Origin of the sequence: Pseudoxanthomonas sp. 3HH-4 (genome assembly GCF_006716465.1) — a bacterium.
Lineage (GTDB): Bacteria > Pseudomonadota > Gammaproteobacteria > Xanthomonadales > Xanthomonadaceae > Pseudoxanthomonas_A.
On the sequence record NZ_VFPB01000001.1, the window covers coordinates 857,289 to 879,034 of the forward strand.

15 protein-coding genes are annotated in these 21,746 nt (G+C 64.1%); 14 read left to right on the forward strand and 1 reads right to left on the reverse strand.

Features of this window, described 5'->3' with window-relative positions; translation table 11 throughout:
- The first annotated feature begins 47 nt into the window (after positions 1 to 47).
- Positions 48 to 1,037 carry a fumarylacetoacetate hydrolase family protein gene (locus FB548_RS03860; RefSeq protein WP_142123408.1) on the forward strand — a complete coding sequence of 330 codons (990 nt, stop codon included), beginning with the start codon at positions 48 to 50 and terminating at the stop codon, positions 1,035 to 1,037.
- 98 nt (positions 1,038 to 1,135) lie between these two features.
- The gene (gene maiA, locus FB548_RS03865) at positions 1,136 to 1,795 is read left to right on the forward strand and encodes a maleylacetoacetate isomerase (RefSeq protein WP_142123409.1); all 660 of its coding nucleotides are present in this window, start codon (positions 1,136 to 1,138) and stop codon (positions 1,793 to 1,795) included.
- A 57-nt stretch (positions 1,796 to 1,852) separates the two neighbouring features.
- On the opposite strand, the gene FB548_RS03870 is transcribed toward maiA, so the two are convergent.
- Complete coding sequence (locus tag FB548_RS03870) at positions 1,853 to 2,992, reverse strand: PilT/PilU family type 4a pilus ATPase (RefSeq protein ID WP_142123410.1); 1,140 nt, start codon at positions 2,990 to 2,992, stop codon at positions 1,853 to 1,855.
- 94 nt (positions 2,993 to 3,086) lie between these two features.
- Between FB548_RS03870 and FB548_RS03875 the strand changes: the two genes are divergently transcribed.
- From FB548_RS03875 to FB548_RS03930, 12 genes are all read left to right on the forward strand, one after another.
- Positions 3,087 to 3,482 carry a DUF4398 domain-containing protein gene (locus FB548_RS03875; protein WP_142124097.1) on the forward strand — a complete coding sequence of 132 codons (396 nt, stop codon included), beginning with the start codon at positions 3,087 to 3,089 and terminating at the stop codon, positions 3,480 to 3,482.
- A 44-nt stretch (positions 3,483 to 3,526) separates the two neighbouring features.
- The gene (locus tag FB548_RS03880) at positions 3,527 to 4,378 is read left to right on the forward strand and encodes an OmpA family protein (protein WP_142124098.1); all 852 of its coding nucleotides are present in this window, start codon (positions 3,527 to 3,529) and stop codon (positions 4,376 to 4,378) included.
- Between the two features lie 356 nt (positions 4,379 to 4,734).
- A complete protein-coding gene (locus FB548_RS03885) occupies positions 4,735 to 4,953 on the forward strand; it encodes a YdcH family protein (protein WP_142123411.1) in 219 nt (72 codons plus the stop codon).
- 115 nt (positions 4,954 to 5,068) lie between these two features.
- Positions 5,069 to 6,439 carry a pyridoxal-phosphate dependent enzyme gene (locus FB548_RS03890; protein WP_142123412.1) on the forward strand — a complete coding sequence of 457 codons (1,371 nt, stop codon included), beginning with the start codon at positions 5,069 to 5,071 and terminating at the stop codon, positions 6,437 to 6,439.
- A gap of 99 nt (positions 6,440 to 6,538) precedes the next feature.
- Positions 6,539 to 7,723 (forward strand): cystathionine gamma-synthase, encoded by a 1,185-nt coding sequence (locus tag FB548_RS03895; protein WP_142123413.1) that lies wholly within the window; start codon positions 6,539 to 6,541, stop codon positions 7,721 to 7,723.
- A gap of 4 nt (positions 7,724 to 7,727) precedes the next feature.
- Positions 7,728 to 8,543, forward strand: coding sequence for an ABC transporter permease (locus FB548_RS03900; RefSeq protein ID WP_142123414.1), 816 nt, complete (start codon positions 7,728 to 7,730; stop codon positions 8,541 to 8,543).
- 3 nt (positions 8,544 to 8,546) lie between these two features.
- On the forward strand, positions 8,547 to 9,404 hold the full coding sequence (locus FB548_RS03905; protein ID WP_142123415.1) for an ATP-binding cassette domain-containing protein: 858 nt from the start codon (positions 8,547 to 8,549) through the stop codon (positions 9,402 to 9,404).
- Entirely contained in the window at positions 9,388 to 10,812 is a 1,425-nt protein-coding gene (locus FB548_RS03910) for a glycosyltransferase (RefSeq protein ID WP_142123416.1), read from the forward strand. Before FB548_RS03905 ends, FB548_RS03910 begins: the two co-directional genes overlap by 17 nt.
- Entirely contained in the window at positions 10,809 to 12,083 is a 1,275-nt protein-coding gene (gene wecC / locus FB548_RS03915) for a UDP-N-acetyl-D-mannosamine dehydrogenase (RefSeq protein WP_142123417.1), read from the forward strand. Before FB548_RS03910 ends, wecC begins: the two co-directional genes overlap by 4 nt.
- 31 nt (positions 12,084 to 12,114) lie before the next feature.
- On the forward strand, positions 12,115 to 18,414 hold the full coding sequence (locus tag FB548_RS03920) for a glycosyltransferase (protein ID WP_185741966.1): 6,300 nt from the start codon (positions 12,115 to 12,117) through the stop codon (positions 18,412 to 18,414).
- Positions 18,411 to 18,887: a hypothetical protein gene (locus FB548_RS03925; protein WP_142123419.1), complete on the forward strand. Its 477-nt coding sequence runs from the start codon at positions 18,411 to 18,413 to the stop codon at positions 18,885 to 18,887. The genes FB548_RS03920 and FB548_RS03925 overlap by 4 nt, the downstream gene beginning before the upstream one ends.
- A gap of 67 nt (positions 18,888 to 18,954) precedes the next feature.
- Positions 18,955 to 21,492: a heparinase II/III family protein gene (locus tag FB548_RS03930; protein WP_185741967.1), complete on the forward strand. Its 2,538-nt coding sequence runs from the start codon at positions 18,955 to 18,957 to the stop codon at positions 21,490 to 21,492.
- Positions 21,493 to 21,746 lie beyond the last annotated feature (254 nt).

Consider the following 21,746-nt stretch of genomic DNA (forward strand, 5'->3'; position numbering starts at 1 on the left):
GTTACAATTGAAACCATGGCGCGTGGGCGCCGGCATCTGGAGTTCCGATGAAGCTGGGTTCCCTTAAAGAAGGTGGTCGCGACGGTACGCTCATCGTGGTGTCGCGTGATCTGGCCCGCGGCGTGCGCGCCACCGGCATCGCGCCGACGTTGCAGCGCGCGCTGGAGGATTGGAGCAATACCGCGCCGCGTCTCAACGCGCTGTACGAATCGTTGAATTCCGGCGACGCCGATGGCGCGTTCGACATCGACATGCTGGCGCTGGCCGCGCCGCTACCGCGGGCCTACGAGTTCGTCGATGGCAGCGCCTACCTGCCGCACGTCGAACGCGTCCGCCGCGCCCGCAATGCGGAAGTGCCAGCGAGCTTCTACACGGATCCTCTGATGTACCAGGCCACCAGCGCCGCCTTCCATGGCCCGCGTGATCCGGTGAAAGTGGTCAGCGAAGACTATGGCATCGATCTGGAAGCGGAGATCGTGGTCATCACCGACGACGTACCGATGGCGGTCACGCCCGCACAGGCAGCCGGCCACATCCAGCTGATCGGTCTGGTGAATGATGTGTCCTTGCGCAACCTGATCCCGGGCGAACTGGCGAAAGGTTTCGGCTTCCTGCAATCCAAACCGCGCTCGGCACTGTCACCGGTATTCGTGACCCCGGACGAGTTGGACGATGCCTGGCGCGACAACAAGGTGCACCTGCCGCTGGTGACGCACATCAATGGCAACTGGTTCGGTGCACCCGAGGCCGGTGTGGACATGCAGTTCGATTTCGCCCAATTGGTCGCGCATGCGGCCAAGACCCGGCCGCTGTCGGCGGGCACGATTGTGGGTTCCGGCACCATTGCCAACGAGGACACGTCCAAGGGCGCCTCGTGTTTTGCTGAGCAGCGCACAGTGGAAACCCTGCGTGACGGCAAGCCTTCGACGCCGTTCATGAAGTTCGGCGATGTCGTCCACATCGAAATGAAGGATCGTGACGGCCATTCCATTTTTGGTGTGATCGAGCAAAGGATGGAGCCACAGCCCTTGCCTTGATGGCGCGCGCGGGGCCAGTGTGAACAAAGGAAGGCTCGAGGCGGACATGGAAGCGTATTCCAGGCAATCGAAGGGGCAAACCGCGGGAGGCGGCTTGCATGGCTGAGCAACTGCGGCTGTATTCCTATTGGCGCTCCAGCGCCGCCTATCGCGTGCGCATCGGCCTGAACCTGAAAGGGCTGCCATACGAAACGGTGCCCGTGCATCTGGTCCGTGAAGGCGGGCAGCAGCACCATCCCGACTACGTCGCGAAGAATCCCCAGCACATGGTGCCTACGCTGCAGCATGGCGAGCGTGTGATCCGACAGTCGCTGGCGATCCTTGAATACCTGGACGAAGCCTGGCCTTCCCCCAGGTTGCTGCCGATGACGGCGCGCGATCGTGCACGCGTGCGCGCGCTGGCGCAGATGGTCGCCTGCGACATCCATCCGCTCAACAACCTGCGCGTACTGCAGTATTTCGACGGCACCTGGAACGTGCCGCAGTCCGAGCGCGACGAGTGGGTCAAACACTGGATCGTCGAAGGATTCGCGGCGGTCGAGTCGCTGCTCGCCGAAGACGCCGCAACCGGCGCGTTCTGCCACGGGCAGACGCCGGGTCTGGCGGATTGCTGCCTGGTGCCGCAGGTGTTCAATGCGCGTCGCTTTGGCGTGGACTTGGCGGCATTCCCGGCTATCGTCCGCATCGAGCAGGCCTGTCTGGCGCTGCCGGCCTTCGATCAGGCGCGCCCGGAAAACCAGCCTGACGCAAATGCCTGAATGAAAAAGGGCGGAGTTCTCCGCCCTTTTCGGTGCTTCGCCGCCGCCCTGGTGCGGTCAGCCGAAGCCGTGCGTGATGCGCGGCGAGCTGCTGTTGCCGGTGTCGTAGTCGGCGTAAGGGTCGTGCTCGCCCTTGCTGCCTTCGGAAAGGCGGAACTTCAGTGCCAAGCCGTCGCGCGAGTCCGCTGCGCGCAGCGCTTCCTCCTGCTCGATCTGGCCCTCCTTGACCATGCGGAACAGGCATTGGTCGAAGGTCTCCATGCCTTCCTCAAGTGACTCCTCCATGGCGGCCTTGATCTCGTGTACCTGTCCGCGGCGCAGCAGGTCGCGGATCATTGGCGTGTTGATCAGCACTTCCGCCGCCGGCATGCGACGCCCATCGGTACCCTTCACCAGGCGCTGTGATACGACGGCGCGCAGGTTGAGCGCCAGGTTCATCAATACGTTCTTGTGCGCGCTTTCCGGGAAGAAGTTGAGGATACGTTCGATGGTCTGGTCGGCGTTGTTCGAGTGCAGCGTCGCCAGGCACAGGTGGCCGGTCTCGGCGAAGGCGATGGCGGCCTCCATCGTGGTGGCGTCCAGGATCTCGCCGATCAGGATGACGTCCGGCGCCTCGCGCATCGCATTCTTCAGCGCATTGTGGAACGCGTGCGTGTCCAGGCCCACTTCGCGCTGGTTGACGATCGACTGCTTGTGCCGGTGCAGGTACTCGATCGGATCCTCGATGGTGAGGATATGGCCGGTGCTGGTGGTGTTGCGATAGTCGATCATCGAGGCGAGCGAGGTCGACTTGCCCGAACCGGTGGAGCCGACAATCAGCACCAGCCCGCGTGGGGTCATGATGATGTCCTTCAGCACCGGAGGCAGGTTGAGCTCTTCGATGCTGGGGATCACGCTGCGGATTGCGCGGATCACCATGCCCACCTCGCCGCGCTGCTTGAAGACGTTGACGCGGAAGCGCCCGGCATCCTGTAGCGCGATGGCCATGTTGAGCTCCAGTTCGCGCTCGAACACAGGCACCTGGCCCTCGTCCATCAGCGAATAGGCAATCTTCTTCACCATGCCCGGCGGCAGCCCGGTATTGCCCAAGGGATAGAGTTTGCCCTCGATCTTGATGTACACCGGCGCCCCGGTGGTGAGAAACATGTCCGAGGCGTTCTTCTCGGTCATCAGCTTCAGGAAATAGCCGATGTCCATGTGCAAAGCTCCCAAGATGCGCGGCGCGACGTTGCAACGGCGCCAAAGGCTTCCGACAATGGCCGCGCGCACCCCTCAACGTCACGGCACCCCAATGACAGTTAGCTTCTCATACTTCCGCCGGCCCCTGCATGTGATGGCGGCCGCAGTAGCAACACTGGCCTTGGCCGGCGAACCTGCGCACGCCCAAAGCGCATTGCCCCCGGAACTGGAAGCCGCCGTGCAGGCGGTGCAGCGCGCGGACCAGGCCGATGCGGACCAGTACGCCCCGCAGCCGCTGGAGGCAGCGAGGCAGGCTTTGGCGCAAGCGCAGGCCGCACACGCTGCACGGGACAAGAAGGACGCGCTGGATCTTGCCCTGCGGGCCACGGTGGACGCGGATCTCGCGCGCGCCCGCAGCCTGGAGGCGGTGGCGACGGCCGAAGTGGCGCAGCGGAAGGCGGAGATTGCCGACCTGCAACGCCAGATCGGCGGGGAGGGCAAGCGATGAGGGCGTCCAGCAAGAAGGTGATCCGGACCGGCGCGCTGGGGCTGATGCTGTCGCTAGGCTCCTTCACTGTGTCAGCGGCCGACAATCCGGTGGTCCTGCAGCTCAACCAGCGGTTGTCGGCCCTGCATGCCGATCCGGCGCTGGGGGAACTGGCGGCCTACGAAAAGTTGCGGGCGCAACAAGCCATCACGGCCTTCGACAAGGCGCGTCGCAGCCAGCGCGAGACCGCCCAGTACGTGGCGGAACGTCGGGTGGAGATCGCGGAGATCGCCGCACGTACGCAGGCCGCCCGCCGCGAAGTTGACAGGCTGGACCGCACCCGCAGCGAATTGCTGGTGGAGGCGAGCCGTCGCGAAGCCGAGCGCGCGCGCCGCGAGGTGGAACGTCTGCGTGTGCAGGCGCAGATCCAGGCCGAGGAAGCCGAACGTCTCCGCATGGCCGCCGAAGCCGAGGCCTTGGCGCGCCAGGAAGCGGAAACCACGCTGGATACCGTCGCGGGCCAGCAGGCTAACCGGTTGAGTGCGGCCCGTCAGCGCGAGCTGAAGTTGGCGCGCGAGGAGGCGGAACTGATTTCGGGCGCCAAGCTGCCGGCTTCGAAGTTTGAGACTCGTGGTGAGGTTTTCACCTTGGGCGCGGACGTTTTCACCGCCAGTTCGGCGAAGCTGTCCGCCGGAGGCGCGTCCAGTGCCAGCGCACTCGCTGCCTACCTGCAAGCCAACCCCAAGGCCCGTGCCCGTATCGACGGTTTCGGGGACAAGCAGACCCCGGGACAGCGCCGCGCCGATGCGCTGCGCGATGCCTTGATGGCGGCAGGTGTACCCAAGTCGCGCCTGCAGAGCGCGGGCAAGGGCACCGGCAGCAAGGCGCGCGCGCTGGAGGTCGTCATCACGCATTGATATCCCCATGTAAATCATGGGGTTGTACGAGTTCGCAAGGCGGCTGCGAGGCCGGCCTGAATGCTTCGCTTACAGGTGAAATTCTTTCGAATCAGTCACTTGCGGCGGGTCTTGTCGGGCCCGGCAGTGAGGAGTAGGGTCGTATACCCAAGCGATCCTTGTCGCTTGGCTCACCGGAGAATCGACCCGATGACGCCCGTACCGATCCCGCAGGAGACCGCCGCCGGCAGCCAGACCGCAGCGGGCATTCCGGTGGGACGTGCCCGCGCTACCGGCCAGATGCTCCGCTCCCAAGCCAACGCCCCGTGCCTGCAGAGGCCGGGGCGTTCGTATTTCCGCTGAAGGAGGTAACGATCATGTTCGAAGGTCAACCGCAGGCCGAAATCGATGCACTCATCAAGGCCGATCCGGAGTTCAAGCAGCTTTACCAGCGCCATCGCGAGCTGGACAAGAAGGTGACCGACGCCGAACTGGGTGTGCTGCCCATCGACGACAACCGCCTCGGACAGATGAAGCGCGAGAAGCTGCACGCCAAGGAGCGATTGCTCCGGATCTACGACGCCAAGCCGCACTGACGCCTGCCCCGCCACTTTCTTGTCGCGGGCGGCGACGGCCTCCTCGTCGGCCGTCGCCGTCCGCGCCACCCAAATGCGATAATCCCGGCCTGTACCGCACCGGATGCACGGCCGCATGGCGATCCACTCTTCCGTACTCGAACTGATCGGCGACACGCCGATCGTCCAGGCCAGGCGCCTCGACACCGGGCTCTGCACCCTCTACCTGAAGCTCGAAAGCGCCAACCCCGGCGGCTCCATCAAGGACCGCATCGGCATGTCGATGATCGAGGCCGCAGAGAAGCGCGGCGACCTGAAGCCCGGTGCAACCCTGGTGGAAGGCACGGCCGGCAATACCGGCATCGGCCTGGCCCTGGTGGCCCAGCAGAAGGGCTACAAACTGATGCTGGTGGTCCCGGACAAGATGAGCCGGGAGAAGATCTTCAACCTGAAGGCCATGGGCGCGGAGGTCATCCTGACCCGCTCCGATGTGGCCAAGGGGCACCCGGAGTACTACCAGGACTTGGCCGAGCGGATCGCGCGCGAAACGCCGGGCGCCTATTTCGTTAACCAGTTCGGCAATCCGGACAATCCGGCGGCGCACGAATTCGGCACCGGGCCCGAGATCCTCCGTCAGATGGACGGCCAACTGGACGCCATCGTGTTCGGCTGCGGCAGCTCCGGCACCATGACCGGCCTGTCGCGCTGCTTCGCCGAGCATTCGCCGCAGACGGAGATGGTGCTGGCCGACCCCGTCGGTTCCATCCTCACCCAGTACATCAACGAAGGCACGCTGAGCACCAAGTCCGGCAGCTGGCTGGTGGAGGGCATCGGCGAGGACTTCCTGCCGCAGATCTCGGACTTCAGCCGGGTCAAGAAGGCCTATGCGATCAGCGACCGCGAGAGCTTCCTGACCGCACGCGAGCTGCTGGCGAAGGAGGGCATCCTCGGTGGTTCGTCCACCGGAACCCTGTTGGCCGCGGCGCTGAAGTACTGCCGGGAGCAGACCACGCCGAAGAAGGTGCTGGTATTCGTCTGCGATACCGGCAACAAGTACCTGTCCAAGATGTACAACGACTACTGGATGCTGGACAACGGGTTCATCGACCGGCCCCAGTACGGCGACCTGCGCGACCTGATCCTGCGTCCGTACAGCCAGCGCGACACCGTCGTGGTCAGTCCGACCGACCTGCTGACCACGGCCTACCAGCGCATGAAGCTGTACGACGTCTCGCAGTTGCCGGTGATGGAAGGCGACCGGCTGGTCGGCATCGTCGATGAAAGCGACGTGCTGCTGCACGTCTACGGCGACGAGGCCCGCTTCCGCGACCCGGTCGCCACGGCCATGGTCAGCAAGCTGGACCGGCTGGACGTGCGCTCCCCGATCGAGGCCCTGCTGCCGGTCTTCGACCGGGGCCAGGTGGCCATCATTACCGACGGCGACGCCTTCCTGGGCCTGATCACCCGCATCGACCTGCTGAATTATCTGCGACGCCGCGCACAGTAGCCCGCATACCCCGGCCGCCCACAGGGGAGGGCCGCCGGACATGGACGATATGTTAAGACTCGGCCGGTAGAATGGCCGGCTGATTCAAGGAACCCGAACATGGCGAAACATTCATCCCCTTCCGGTGGGGACGCTGGCGATCTCGCACTGGGCACGCTGGCCATCCATGGTGGCCAGGCGCCCGACCCCACCACCGGCGCGGTCATGCCCCCGATCTACGCCACGTCCACGTACGCCCAGAGCAGTCCGGGCGTGCACCAGGGCTTCGAGTACTCCCGCACGCACAATCCCACGCGCTTCGCCTACGAGCGCTGCGTGGCGGCGCTGGAGGGCGGCAGCCGTGGTTTCGCCTTTGCGTCCGGCATGGCGGCAACCTCGACGATCCTGGAGCTGCTGGACAGCGGCAGCCACGTCGTGGCGATGGACGATCTCTACGGCGGCAGCTACCGGCTGTTCGAGCGCGTGCGCAAACGCTCGGCGGCGCTGGACTTCAGCTTCGTGGACCTGACCGATCTGGTGGCCTTCGAGTCCGCCATCACGCCGGAAACGCGAATGGTCTGGGTGGAAACCCCGACCAATCCCATGCTGAAGATCGTCGACATCGCCGCCATCTGCGACATCGCACACAAGCGCGGCCTGCGCGTGGTCGTCGACAACACCTTTGCCTCGCCGATCCTGCAGCGCCCGCTCGCGCTGGGTGCCGACATCGTCATGCACTCTGCTACCAAGTACCTCAACGGCCACTCCGACATGGTTGGCGGCATGGTGGTGGTGGGCGACGATGCGGAACTGGCCGAGCAGATGGCCTTCCTGCAGAACTCCATTGGTGCGGTGCAGGGGCCGTTCGACAGTTTCCTCGCCTTGCGTGGATTGAAGACCCTGCATCTGCGAATGAAGGCGCATTGCGAGAACGCACTGGCACTGGCGCAATGGCTGGAGACGCATCCGGCGATCGAGAAGGTCATCTATCCCGGGCTTGCTTCGCATCCGCAGCATGAACTCGCCACGAAGCAGATGCAGGGTTATGGCGGCATCATTTCCATCGTGCTCAAGGGTGGATTCGAGGCCGCGAAGAAATTCTGCGAGAACACGAAGTTGTTTACGCTCGCGGAGTCGCTCGGTGGCGTGGAGAGCCTGGTGAACCACCCGGCTGTGATGACGCATGCGTCGGTGCCGGTAGAGCGGCGGGAGAAGCTGGGGATCAGCGATGGGCTGGTGCGGCTGAGCGTGGGCGTGGAGGACTGCGGCGACTTGCAGGCTTCGTTGGCCGAAGCGTTGACGTAACGCCATGAAGCCAACGTATCGTTCAACTCACAACGAATATCTGATTCCGCAGTTCTGGCAGAGCCTGACCCATCCGGACTACTGGGCGTACTCCAGTTGGCTTGCCATCGCCACGAAGTATCGACGAACGAGCCTGGGCTTGTTGTGGGCGATGGTGCCTACCGCAGTGTTCGTGGTGGTGTTGGGTAACATCTATTCGCATTTGATGGGATATCCGATCGAACAGTACCTGCCGTACCTCGGGGTCGGCTATGTGTTGTGGCGCTTCATGATCCACGTCATCAATGACGCGGTGACGACGTTCCATCTGCACAAGGCCTTCATCATGGAAGGCCGCATCCGGCTGACCGATTTCGTGCTGAGTTCGTTCGCGAAGGCAGGCTTCTACCTCTTCTTCGGCGGCGCCATCGTCCTTTGCGTGTTCCTGTGGTCGCCGATCTTGCACGTATCGGCATTGTGGACCTTACTGCTGACGCTTCCGTTGCTTGTGATCAACATGGCGTGGGTCGCGGTTTGCATCGCAATGCTGGGTGCGCGGTTTCCGGATATCCAGGAGGTCATCGGCACGGTGCTGATACTGGGATTGTTGCTCACCCCGATCCTGTGGCCGATCGAGAAGTTTCCGGCTGATTCCGTGCGCGGAATCGTCGTGCGATTCAATCCGGCCTTCCACCTGATCGATGTCGTGCGCGCGCCACTGCTGGGCAGGATGCCCGAGACGGTCTCGATCGTCGCTGTAGTGGCCATGGGCATCATCGGGTGGGTACTGGCGTCGATCCTGTTCCGTCGATACGCGCGATTCGTGCCACTCTGGGTCTGACTGATGGAAGAAGTCCACGCAATTGCGCATGGCGTTACCCTGCGGGTTCCCCATTTTGTCCAGGGAGAGCAGCGCGCGAGCAGCTTCGCGTCGACGCTGCTGGCGGCCGCGATGGCGCGTCCGCGCCGCGAGTATCGCGAGATACTGTCCGGCGTCACTTTCGAGGCCCGCGAAGGCGATCGCGTTGCGCTGATGGGGCGTAATGGTGCAGGAAAGACGACCCTGCTCCGGGTCCTTTCCGGTGCTTTCAAGCCTACCAGCGGCCATGTCGAAGTCCGGGGAAGCGTGCAGGCGCTGCTCAACCTGGGCCTCGGTTTTCACCAGGACGCGACCGTCCGGGAGAACATCTTCGTGCGTGCCGCCGCCATGGGCATGGGAGCTGGCCCCGTGGCCTCCCAGCTGGATGCCATCCTGGACTTCTCCGGACTTGGACACGCAGTGAACCACAGGCTCTCCACGCTCTCTTCGGGTCAGCGCATGCGTCTCGGTTTTGCGATCTCGACGAGCGTGCAGCACGACATCATGTTGATGGACGAGTGGTTCGGTGCCGGCGACGCGGAGTTCGTGGAAAAGGCGAGGGACCGGATGGTCGATCGCGTCGCAGGCAGCAGCATCGTCATCCTAGCGAGCCACAGCTTCCAGATGCTGCGACGTATATGCAATCTCGGCATGGTCCTCGATGCAGGAGAAATGGTCTACTTCGGCCCCGTCAACGACGCCATCGACGAGTACAAGAAGATCTACCAGGCGACGCCGGAGTATCTCGCGAGGCGGAAGTTCGAAGCGGAGAACGAAGCGCTGGTGACGCAGCGTATCGTGGCGCGCGCAAGTTCGGACGCTGGCGATGATGATGCCGCGTGACGGGGAGCGCCGGGAACGTCCGGGGCAGGGCCTGAAAGTGTTGCTGATCGCCTACGAATTCCCGCCGAGCCCGTCGCCACAGTCGTTGCGCTGGGCTTACCTGGTGCGCGAGCTGGTGTCGAATGGGCATCAGGTGCACGTACTGGCGCCTGAGCATCCGGGCTCCGGCTTAGGGCTGCCGGTGATCCCCGCGTCGGTTGTAGTGCACAGGACGTTCGCCGGACCAGGCATGGGGCTGCTGAACGTGCTAGCGCGTCGGGGCCGGCGCCGCGCCCCGACTGTCCCGCGTAACGACGCATTGCAGTCCGAGATGCGCGCGGCACCCGACCACGAGGGTGCGCCCGCTCCGCTCCAGCAGGCCCTCAACTGGAAGGGGCAAGTACACAACGGCGTCAACCGGCTCAAGGTTGCGGCATTCCACAGCTTCCAGCGACTGATTTCGGGTTGGTTCTTCCCCGATGGGCGCGCCGAGTGGTATCCATGGGCAAGGCGACGCTTGCAGCATCTGCTGCCCGTTCTCCAGCCCGATCTGGTCATCAGCTCGCACGAGCCGGCGACGACCCTGTCGCTGGGGCTTATCGCGCAGCGTGCTGGGGTGCCCTGGATCGCCGATCTGGGGGATCCGGTGCTCGCACCCTACACCCCCTTCCGATGGCGAAGCAGGGCGATGGCACTGGAGCGTGAGGTGTGCGCCGGCGCCGCACTGATCACCACAACGGCCACCGACGCAGTGTCCATCCTGCGCGAGCGGCATGCTGTGCCGGCAGATCGCTTCCAGGTCTTCACCCAGGGCTTTGACGGGAGCGCGCCCGAGGAGCAGTTCCACAACGGCGGTGACGTGCTGGAGTTGCTGTATACCGGGAGTTTCTACGCGTTCCGTCGCAGCTCGGCGTTGCTGGAGGCCGTGAAAGCCACGCCGGGGGTGCGGTTGAATATCGCATCGATCAACGTGCCCGAGGAAATCGTGGCCGCCAGCAGGGAAGGCGATGCGATCCGGCTCCTGGGTTTCCTGCCGCACGACCAGATCGTCTGCTTGCAGAGGCGGCATGACGTGCTGGTCAACATCGCGAACGACGACCCTTGCCAGATTCCGGGCAAGTTCTATGAGTATCTGGGTGCAGGGCGGCCGATACTGCACATCGGCTCCGGACAGGACGCGGCCGCCGAACTCCTCGGGAAGACGGGCAGGGGCTGGGTGTGTGCGGGAGATGTGGACGCGCTGGCGGCCCTCCTCAACACCCTTCGGGCCTCGTTCCGCAGGGGAGGGCTGACCCAATCCATGGATCTTTCGAGGGATCCCGTGCGCCACTACGATTGGCGCGAGATCGGCGCCCGCCTGGATAGTGCAATCCGGGCGGTCGTTGGAACGAGACTGGCAAACGAGACTAGGACGAAGTACACGACATGAACCATCACGATGATTCAAATTTCGGCACGCTGGCGGTGGTCGGCCTCGGCTACATCGGATTGCCGACGGCGGCGATGTTCGCCTCTTCCGGGGTGCGCGTACACGGCGTGGATATCAGCGAACGCGCGGTGGACACCATCAACCAGGGCCGTGCGCACATCGAGGAAGGCGACCTGGATGCCCTCGTCGCACGATGTGTCGACGCCGGGATGCTGAGTGCCCACCTGAAGCCCGTGCCTGCGGACGCTTTCATCATTGCCGTTCCCACCCCCGTTTCGCATGATGAAACGCATCGCCCCGACGTTTCCTACGTCATGACGGCGGCACGGTCCATCGCGCCGCACCTGAAGAAGGGGAATCTGGTCATCCTGGAATCCACCTCGCCGGTGGGAACCACGGAACAGATGGCTGCCGTGCTGAAGGAAATGCGACCTGACCTAGTGTTCCCGGGGGATGGCGCAAAGGGCCCGGACGTGCACCTTGCATATTGTCCCGAGCGGATCATCCCGGGACGGATGCTGCGGGAACTGGTCGAGAACGACCGGATCATCGGAGGCATGACGCCCACGTGCGCGAGACTTGCCGCAGCGCTGTACAAGCGCTTTGTGCAGGGCGAATGCCTGTTGACGAACGACCGTACCGCGGAAATGGTAAAGCTGACCGAGAACGCGTATCGCGACGTCAACATCGCTTTCGCGAATGAGCTCTCGGTGCTGTGTGACCGGTTCGGCATCGACGCATGGGATGTCATCGGCTTCGCGAACCGCCACCCCCGGGTGTCGATCCTGAATCCGGGGCCCGGCGTTGGCGGGCACTGCATTGCCGTGGACCCCTGGTTCATCGTCGCCAGTGCGCCCGAGGACGCGCGGCTTATCCGTCAGGCGCGCGTCGTCAACGACCATAAGCCGGCCCACGTCATCTCCAAGGTCGAGCAGCTGCTGCGGACGCATCCTGGCGCCAAGGTGGCATGCCTCGGGTTGACGTACAAGCCGGATGTCGATGATTTCCGGGAGAGCCCCGCGCTGGATATCGCGGTCCGCCTCACCCGCCGGCTGCCGGGCAGGGTGTTGTGCAGTGATCCCTACGAACATGCACTGCAGCACGCCGGTCACGGCGATCTCGAGCTGACCATGGTGCCTGCCGAGCATGCGGTCGAGCAAGCCGATGTCGTGCTTGTCCTGGTCGGACACGAAAGGTTCCGCGCCCTGCAGATCGCTCCGGAGAAGATCGTCCTGGATACGGTCGGCTTCCTGCGGTCTCGAGGCGCCTGATCGAGCAGTCGAGCAACGGCAAGGAAAGTACGTGGACGAGCTGCGTCAAAACGAAGCACAGGAACGTGGCCGTAGCGCGGCACACGACGCCGACCTGTCGGTGTTCCGGTCGCGCATGGCGCAGATCGCGTTCCATCTTGGCCTGCATGAGACGAGCATCGTCCGCGAGCTAGGAGCCGCGCAGGTCGAGGCGCTGCGCTCGGCCCGGGGCGCATTCGCGCTTCCCGGACGCCTCTGGCGTCTCCTAGGGAGGATCCGTCGGGGACATGCGCGCGCGGCGTTGACTACCGGTCAGATCACAAGGCATGCGGCGGACGCGTTCGCCAAGTACGAGTCGCACGGCTTCGTCGAAGCCGATGCCACCGTGAGCGCGCAGTTCCTCACGATGCAGGAGCGGGCACGGGTCTACGTGGAGCTCGCGGACAGGGTCCTTCCTTTGTCCGGGACAGACGCATGTCGTTTCGGTGACATTGCGGTGTCCTTCGACCATGATCCCTCGCTGACGCTCTGGCTCGGCATGCTCAAGTACGACGCCGGCCAAGTGGGACCCGCGCTTGAAGTGTTATCGCGCCTGCCAGCGGATTTTCCTGTCCACGCGGAGGGTACGGCGAGGATCACGTCGCTTCGTGGATTTGCCAGGCTGTTGTCGCGACGGCCTTCGATACCCAAGCTGGTACAGGAGAACCCGGGCAGTCCAGAGGACGGTGGGGTATTGCTGGTGTTCGACGTAGAGGAGGCGACCGCACCGAATGTGGTGCATCGTGCCCTCAGGTTGGCACGCACGATCGTCGAAGGAGGGCGGCGCGTTACCTGTGCCGTGCCCGCAGGCTTCCCGGTGCTGGAGTTCCTTGAACACCCCTCCGGCGAGGGGGGCGATCTTACCGCGCTCTCGATCGTGCGTCTGGACACGCTCGATGCGTCGGCGCCCATCGATGCTTATATGCAGCGCCTCGAGCAGCGGTTGATCGCGCTTACCGAAGCAGAACGGCCGAGCGTCGTGCATGCGATAGGCAACTATCGTGTGGCCATACCGGCGGTCTCGATGGCGCGGCGCAGGGGCGCTGGCTTTGTCTACGAAAGGACGGGTTTCGCCGAGTTCTCTGGCGAGACCCGTGTGGCAGACTGGAGGTCGAGCGAGCTGTTCCACCTTGAGCAGTCTCTCGAAGCCTTGGCATACCAGCATGCAAGCACGGTGATGGTGGGCACGCAGAGGCAGGTGGATGAAGTACGCCGCCGCATGGCGGGCGAGACCGTCAATGTGGAGCAGCTGCCGACGTCTGTCGAATCGTGCGGGAACGTGGGGCAAGCCGAAGCGAGGATGGCGCTGGGACTTCCCGTGGATGGACGGATCATCGGTCACGTCGACGCGGGCAGTCCGTTCGACGGGCTAAGCGATATCGCTGCTGCGATAGAGCGCGGCCTGCTGCATGTCGATCGCCTGATCATCCTATCCGACGGCGAAATCTCGGACCATGCCCGACAGGCGGTCAGCGTTTTGCCGGTGTCGCAAGTGGAATTGCTAGGGCACATGGACCTCGTCGCCATCGCGACGCACATGCAGGCCTGCAGCGCACTTGCGTTCGCTTGGCGCGCGACGGCACAGGCCGACCTGCAGGTCAGTGCCTACTTGCCATTTGCAATGGCCCATGGCGTACCGGTCCTCGCCTCTAGCTGCTATGCCTTTGGAGACCTTGCGCGGGACGGCACCACCGCGCGCGTGTTCTCGGCGGGCAACGTCGAGTCGCTGGCACGGTGCATGTCGGACATCCTCGATGATCCTGCCATGGCTGCCCGACTGGGTGCGGCGGCCGCCGATATGGTCGCTCGCGAGCACGCCTGGCCCGAGTATGTCCGTCGCATTCACGACGCCTACAAGGCCGCAGGCGAGAAGTTCGAAGTCGGATCGCGGCTGGACACGGCACGGTCTGCCGCGCTGGTGCACGGGGAGCGCCTGCGCGTGGCGGCCATCATGGACGAGTTCACCCACAGCTGCTTCAGCATGGAGTGCGATCTCGTCCAGCTGACCATTGACGATTGGCAGGCCCAGTTGGCTGAAAGCAGGCCCGATTTCCTGCTGGTCGAATCCGCCTGGCAGGGATTCGAAGGCCAGTGGGAGAAGCGCGTCGCCCAAGCCGGCAGCGAGCTCAGGAAGCTGCTGGCGCATTGCCGTCGGGAGGGTGTGCGGACGGTGTTCTGGAACAAGGAGGATCCCGTCCACTTCTCCCTGTTCCTCCGTGCCGCATCGTTGTTCGATGTCGTGTTCACGACCGATATCGACCGGATCAAGGCCTACAAGCGTGAGTTGGGGCATGACCGGGTCTATCTGCTTCCGTTCGCATGCCAGCCTCGCGTCCACAATCCCATCGAACGTTATGCGCGCAAGGATGCCTTCTGCTTCGCCGGCTCGTACTACGAGAAATATCCGGAGCGGCGGCGCGACTTCGAGCAGTTGGTCGAAGCGGCCGAGGCCCTGAGGCCGGTCGAGATCTACGATCGCAACCATGGCAAGCAGGACCCGGGCCTACAGTTCCCGGAGCGGTACCGCTCGCTCATCCAGGGCACGCTGCCCGTTGCCGAGATCGATCGCGCTTACAAGGGCTATCGCTACGCGATCACGGTCAACACCGTGAAGCAGTCCCAGAGCATGTTCGCCAGGCGGGCGTTCGAGCTTTTGGCCAGCAACACGCTGACCATCAGCAATTTCTCCCGCGGCCAGAAGCTCATGCTGGGGGACCTAGTGGTGTCAGGCGGTAGTGCGGGCAGCCTGCGTGGCGCGCTCGAGCGGCGTATCGCCACCGAGAATGACGAGCGGCGTTTCAGGCTTATCGGACTCCGCAAGGTCATGGGGGAGCATACCTATGCACACCGTCTAGCCTACATGGCGCACAAGGTTCTCGGCAGGCCGCTCGTCACGCAGGACGCGTCGATACTGATCGTCTGTGCGGTGGCTTCGCAGGATCATGTTGATGCGGCAGTCCGTGCCTTCGGGGTGCAGGTCGCGGGTTCGAAGAAGTTGCTGCTGGTGGTGGCCCAAGGGTTCCTTCCCACGCTAGCGCCGGGCTCGGACATCGCGTTGATCACGGAGCAGGAGGCTAGGGAAATCGATCCATCCGTACGCTGGCCGGACACCTTGATCGGGACCTTCGACGCCCGCGACCACTATGGTCCGCACTATCTCCGGGACCTGCAACTGGCGGCGCGTTACTCCGACAGGCCGGTCCTTGGGAAGGCGGCGCATTACGTGGCCACGGGCGATGGGCCGCGGCTGCAGGACGATGGCAGCCAGTACCGCCAGCACGACATACAGTGGCCGCTGCGTCGCGCGGTTCTTGGCTCCCGGGTACTCGAGGGCATGTCGCTGCATGACGTGACGAGGGCTGGCTTCAGCACGATGCCCTTGCCTGGCTTGGCGATCGCTGAGTTCGACTATTGCGAGGGCGGAGCGGGTCTGGACTCTGCCACATACGTGGATTCCAGTCTCGCCCTGGATGAAGGAATCCCGCTGCCGGACCTGCTCGCCGTGGCGGAAGCCACGGCGGGTGAAAGCACGGAGGAGCGGACGGAAGATCTTCCCGGCTTCCATGGCGCTGCCCTGCAGGCCCTGTTCGCGCCTGCCGCGCATGCCGAAGGCATGCTGAAGTTGACGCATTCGTTGCGGGGCATCCTGCTTGAGTCGCGGCTGCCGCCGAAGCAGCATGCCTATGCCTATGCCAGTCGCATGTTCCGGGCGTCGGAACTGGTGCGAGACGGGTTCGTGGACTTCCATCTGGTCACGGAGTCGGGCCTGTATGTGAATGCGGTGGTGGTCTACCTGGATGCGGCCAAGAACAAGCTGTCCCATGCGATCGTATCGTCGGACACGAACCAGTCGTTACCGGTGCCTCCGGCAACGACATGGATCCGCTTCGCCCTGCGCGTGCTCGGCTCCGGTGAGACCACCGTGAAAGCGCTGGTGAGGGGTGCCGTCTCGCCGGCGATGGACCATCTCATGGGGCGTGGACATGCCTTGCTGGTGTCCAAGGACTACCCGCGCTACGACGATCTCTACCGCTACGGTTTCGTGCATCGCCGCGTGCTCGGGTATGCGGAGAGCGGCTACAAAGTGGACGTGTTCCGTTTCAGCAACGCGCCACTCTCGTTCGACGAATTCGAGGGTGTGGACGTCGTCGCGGGCCAGGTGGAGCACCTGCGGCTGTTGCTGCAAGGCAACCGTTACGAATCGGTGCTCGTGCACGCCATGGATCCCCTGATGTGGCAGGCCATCAAGCCGCTGCTTGAGACGCGCAGGGTGGTGGTGTGGGTTCACGGCGCAGAAATGCAGCCGTGGTACAGGCGGATATCCAACCTGGGCGACGGAGAGGCCGCGCGCGAGATGGCGCGGCGTGCGAGCGAGAAGCGGACGGCCATGTGGAAGGAGGTGCTCACTTGCCCGCACCCCAACCTCCGCGTGGTATTCGTTTCCCGGCACCTGGAAGAAGAGGCGCTGATGGACCTTGGCGTGCGGGTTCCGGAGCAGCAGAGGTCGGTCATTCCCAACTTCGTTGACGGAAACCTCTTTCGCCATGAACCCAAGCCCGCGGCCCTCCGTAACCGTATCCTGTCGATAAGACCCTTCGCATCCGCGGTCTATGCGAATGACCTGTCGGTGAAGGCCATCCAGCGGCTGTCATCCGAACCTTTCTTCGGGGAGCTTGAGTTCACGATCATCGGGGACGGGCCTTTGTTCGATGAGACCGTAGCTCCCTTGCGCGAGTACCCGAACGTCCGGCTCGAACGCCGCTTTCTGTCGCAGACGCAAATCGCCGAACTGCATCGCACGCACGGCATTTTCCTCGTGCCCTCGCGCATGGACAGCCAGGGTGTGTCCCGCGACGAGGCGATGTCCTCCGGCCTGGTGCCCGTCACGTCACGGGTGGCTGCCATTCCTGAGTTCGTCGATGCCAGCTGTGCGATTCTGGCGGAGCCCGAGGATGCGGCCGGACTGGCTGAAGGAATCGCGTTGCTTCATCGCGATCCAGAGCTTTTCGGGCGCATGTCGCTGGCCGCCAGCGAGCGGGCTCGGCGCATCTCGGGACGGGAAGCCACCATCGAGAAGGAGCTTCAGCTGATCCGGGGCAAGGCGCCGCAACGCGCGCTGTTCCATGCATCGAGCCCGGCACCTTCCATGCGCATCGCGGTCTACGGCGACGTCAATCTCAACATCACGGACGGATCCGCCATATGGGCGGCTTCGCTGGCGGAAGTCCTTGCAGGGGCACATGGGGTCGAGGTCACGTTGTATCTCAAGGCCAAGATCGTCCAGACGCATGTGATAGCACCGCTGCTGTCGCTGCGTGGGTTGCGTATCGTGGAGCCGTCCATGGTCAAGGCACTAACACCATCGGCCGCGCTGGATGCCATCCAGGCCGACGATGACGTGCAGGCATACGATTCGATCGTGCTGCGCGGCCTGGAACTGTGCGATGCCGCGGCGCAACGAAACGCATTGCGCGGCAGGTTGTGGGTCTACCTGACGGATGTACCGCAGACGCCGGAAGAGGTAACACCGGAAGCGGAAGGCCGTGTGTCGCGCATTGCGGATGCCGCGGGTGCAGTGTTGTGCCAGACGCCCCAGTTCCAGGAGTACATGGAGGAGTGGATTCCCGCGACACAGGGAAAGACGCGCATCCTTCCGCCTATGGTTCCACCCGCACCGACCACGACGGCGGCACGCGAAAGCCACGGACTCGACGTAGTCTACGCAGGAAAATTCGCGCCGCTTTGGGGAATACGCGAAATGCTGGACGCCGTCGGGACGCTCCGCGCCAGCGGCCATGTGGTCACGCTGCATGTCTACGGAGACAAGATCCACAATCCCGCGGATGACACGGATTTCCGGCCGGAGATCGCCCGTCGCCTCGCAGGTGACGACGGCGTCATCTGGCACGGTGCCGTGGAGCGCAACCGCCTGCTGGGTGAGCTCTCCAGCATGGACGTTGGGTGGGCCTGGCGTCACGACGCGCTCGAGGGCACCACGCACGAGCTGTCTACCAAACTCCTTGAGTACGCCAGTGCGCGCGTTCCACCGATCATGGCGCGCAATGCCGTGAATATGTCCGTTTTTGGCGAGGCATATCCGCTGTACGCCAATACCCCCCACGAGGCCGTGGTGCTTCTCGCACGGCTTGCCGAGGATCCCGCCCTGCGGGCCATCGCAGTCGAAGCGGCCGCTGCCGCATCCAAGCGGTTCGATTTCGCATCCGTCCGCGACTTCCTTCGTTCCCAAGGCCTCCTTCCAACGGATGGCAGCGGGGACGCTTTCCAACCACACGACTCAAGGATGTCAACATGAAGAAGCTACTGCTCGTCGCGGCACTGCCGCTCCTCTTCTCGGCGTGCAAGCAACCGGAACCCCCGGCTGCCGTGACCAATCCGGTCGCGTCCACCGAGCCCGCCGGCCAACGGGCGGCGCTGCCGAAAGGCATCGCGCTCAGCGTTCCCTACGCGGTTATCAGCGACGACTGGACCGATGACGCCGAGAGCCGCAAGCGGAAGACCGTGATCGAGTTCGAGCGCGCCGATGCGGCTTCGATCGGGCGCGAGATCACTGAAAGCATGATCAAGGCGCGCTATCGACTGACGGGCACGTCCGAAGTCCGCGGCGGCGAACGGTTCAACTTCCGCGGCGATCCGGGCGTACGCGTGACCATCCTCGTGCGGCCGCGCGGTGCGGTCGCGCTGCAGAACGATGCATCGACCGGCAACATCGAGTTCGGCTATAGCGAGCCGCGTGGAGTGCCCGCCGCAGGACAGGAAACCAACTGACGTGCAGCCTGGTGGACCAGCCGCCTCCCTGCAGGCATTCCGGTGGCCGGAAGGTTTCCGGTTGCGCGTGCAGGCGTTCCAGTCGAGCAACGTGGCGTTGCGGGCGGGTCGGGAGCTCATCGAGGAGGGCACGTATCGCTTCCGTGCTTTCCCTCCGGTAGCCATCGATCTGTTCGAAAACTGGACCGACAACCCGGTATCGAACCGGAGCTGGCAGTGGCACTCGGCCTCGTTCAACTTCATGCCCTGGCTGCTTGCGCTGCACGCGAGCACCGGAGACCAGCGGGCGATCGACCATGCATCGCGCGGCATCGAATCCTGGCATCAGCGCTTCGTCGCGGTCGATAGCAACTACGAGTTCGCGTGGCATGACCATGCCACCGCCAACCGGCTGATGGGCGTGCTGTCGTTGCTCTGCCATCTGGAAATGTTTCCCGCCCCGTTCGACCTCGGTTTCCTGCTGCCGGATTTTCTGCGCGCGCATGGCGACAGGTTATGCATGGAGGAGATGTATTCCCGGCATACGAACCATGGCATTGATCAGTCGCGTGCCCTGTTGCTTTTGGCAACGTGCGCGCCGTGGCTGGAGCATGCCGACCGCTGGCGCGACGTCGCGATTGCGAGGCTCGAGGACGAACTGGGCCACGCGTTTGCGGCGGACGGTGGACACGTCGAGAACAGCCCTGGCTACCACCAGTTCGTCAGCAACCTGTTCACCGACGTCCTTGCCACGTTCGGCGACGCGCTCGAATCCGAATTCCGCGAACGGATGCAGGCGAAGCTCGTCCAAGCGGCCGGTTTCATGGCGTGGATCGTACGCCCCGACGGATGGCTGCCGCCGATCGGCGACACCGAGTGCAAACCCGCGATCAATGTCTATCACACCCTTGCAGGCACCACCGAGCACGCGAATGTGCAATGGGTGTGCACGCGGGGACGTGAGGGGCTCAGGCCGGAAGGCTGGAGCAGGACGTTTCCGGATGCTGGCTACTTCATCGCTCGCAGCGATTGGCAGGACGAAGCGGGGTTGCCGGCGGACGCCCGTCACCTGGTGTTCCGGTGCGGCCGGGTGTCGGGATACCACCGGCATGACGACGACCTCTCTGTGACGCTCTGGTGGGGCTCCGACTGGCTCCTGGATGGAGGAGCGTACGCCTATGTCGAGGAGCACCCGGTCCGGCGGTACCTGCGCTCGAAATGGGGACACAATGTCGTCGTGGTCGACGATGGCGACTATGCATGGGCACGACCGGGCGCAGGTGCATCCGGCAGTCTTGCCCAGATTGACCGCAATCCCGCCAGACCCGTCGTCAAGGGGGAGACCCGATCGTATCCAGGCCTCAGCGCCTCCCGTGAGATCGCCGTCGAAAGTGACGGGATGCGCTTCGAGGTGACGGACCAGTTGTTCGCAACGGAAGGCGACAGTGCTGTCCGGAAGTTCGCCAGCCTGTGGCACGTTCCGGCCGGCAAGACGATCAGCATTGAGGGACAGTCAGTGCGGATCTCCGATTCCGCCTTCATGCGTGAGTTGCATATTCGTAACCTCGGCATCGATTTCGACCGCATCCATGTCCTGGAGGCGTTCCCCAACGACGAGGCTCCGGTCTACTCTAAGGAGCTCAACAAGTTCGAACGGTGCAAGCTCATCGTGTTTGAGCGATCCTGCGCGCGATTCGAAAGCCGGCTGGAGTTCCAGCTCCGGGACAAGAGGCCTGAGCATCGCGACGTCGGCAACCTCCATTCGAGGGCGCGGGGCTTGCTGCGTGGCTATGCTCTCGCCCCCGCTGCTTGGTGGCCCCCGCAGGGCACGCATCATGCGCGCAAGATCAGTGCAAGGTTCGCGCAGGCGGGCAAGGAAGGCGTGACAGGCCCCGCTTTGGTGGAGGAACTGCTTGCCATGGCGCTGGTCAGGCAAGGCCGCCACAAACCGACCCTGCACCTGTCCAACATGGGTTATCCGGATGCCGGCTTGATCGAGCCGAGACTGCGGGCGACGATGCGCATGTTTCCGGCGGGCGAGGTCTACCTGCCAGCGCCGGTGCAGCGCGTGATCCGAGACTGGTCGGAGACCGAGCGGCAGCTGTTCGTCGATGCCGTACACCTGCTTCACGCGCGGGTGAAACCGGGAGCCGACATGTTCAACAGCTTGGTCAACAGCAGTCAGGGCCATCTCCAGGACGTATTCTGGCGGGGCGACGAGAACGCCATACGCCTCCTCGTGTTGCGGGATCCAGTGGATGCGGCGTTAAGCGCGATGGCGAGCACCCGTCCCGCTGAGGGCTGGCGCGATCATGCGGACGCCGCGGCGGCAGTCGTTCGCCAGGTCGAGCGGCTGGAGAGATTCGCCGCGTGGACGGCGAAACAGAACTTCGCGCTGATATTCCGTATCGAGGACTTCATCAGCGAGCCAGCGCCTGTACTTGAGGAAATCGGGAGACTGAGCCACTCGCCGGTCGATCTCCGGAAGCTGGCGTCGCTTCCCCGGATGCAGCATGGTCCGGCAGCGCAGTCCGACGCGGAGTTGGCCGCCCTGCACGGCGTTCCCGTGCGTGAGATGCTGCGCGAACGTCTGGCCACTGTCACAGCGTCGCTCAGCTATGCATAGTTTTTTTCAAGCGGCGGTCGCAGGCGACGACCGCGTGTCCCGGCAAGCACCACGATGCGTCGCGCGGCGGCCCATCTAGGAGTTGAATAGAGATGCGAATCAGATCACTCGCTGACGGCGTGATCACGCCGGCGGAGTCCGCGCTCGCGGCGTTGACCGCGCAGGCCAGCCGTACCACGGACCTTCCGTTCCTGTTGAACTACGCGCCCGTCGCGGAGATGAATCCATTCCAGCGGCTGTTGTACTGCCGTGCA

Excerpts from the sequence above, each read along its gene's own strand:
- FB548_RS03860 (WP_142123408.1), top strand. The coding sequence starts at position 48 with ATGAAGCTGGGTTCCCTTAAAGAAGGTGGTCGCGACGGTACGCTCATC.
- maiA (WP_142123409.1), top strand. The coding sequence starts at position 1,136 with ATGGCTGAGCAACTGCGGCTGTATTCCTATTGGCGCTCCAGCGCCGCC.
- FB548_RS03870 (WP_142123410.1), bottom strand. The coding sequence starts at position 2,992 with ATGGACATCGGCTATTTCCTGAAGCTGATGACCGAGAAGAACGCCTCG.
- FB548_RS03875 (WP_142124097.1), top strand. The coding sequence starts at position 3,087 with ATGACAGTTAGCTTCTCATACTTCCGCCGGCCCCTGCATGTGATGGCG.
- FB548_RS03880 (WP_142124098.1), top strand. The coding sequence starts at position 3,527 with ATGCTGTCGCTAGGCTCCTTCACTGTGTCAGCGGCCGACAATCCGGTG.
- FB548_RS03885 (WP_142123411.1), top strand. The coding sequence starts at position 4,735 with ATGTTCGAAGGTCAACCGCAGGCCGAAATCGATGCACTCATCAAGGCC.
- FB548_RS03890 (WP_142123412.1), top strand. The coding sequence starts at position 5,069 with ATGGCGATCCACTCTTCCGTACTCGAACTGATCGGCGACACGCCGATC.
- FB548_RS03895 (WP_142123413.1), top strand. The coding sequence starts at position 6,539 with ATGGCGAAACATTCATCCCCTTCCGGTGGGGACGCTGGCGATCTCGCA.
- FB548_RS03900 (WP_142123414.1), top strand. The coding sequence starts at position 7,728 with ATGAAGCCAACGTATCGTTCAACTCACAACGAATATCTGATTCCGCAG.
- FB548_RS03905 (WP_142123415.1), top strand. The coding sequence starts at position 8,547 with ATGGAAGAAGTCCACGCAATTGCGCATGGCGTTACCCTGCGGGTTCCC.
- FB548_RS03910 (WP_142123416.1), top strand. The coding sequence starts at position 9,388 with ATGATGATGCCGCGTGACGGGGAGCGCCGGGAACGTCCGGGGCAGGGC.
- wecC (WP_142123417.1), top strand. The coding sequence starts at position 10,809 with ATGAACCATCACGATGATTCAAATTTCGGCACGCTGGCGGTGGTCGGC.
- FB548_RS03925 (WP_142123419.1), top strand. The coding sequence starts at position 18,411 with ATGAAGAAGCTACTGCTCGTCGCGGCACTGCCGCTCCTCTTCTCGGCG.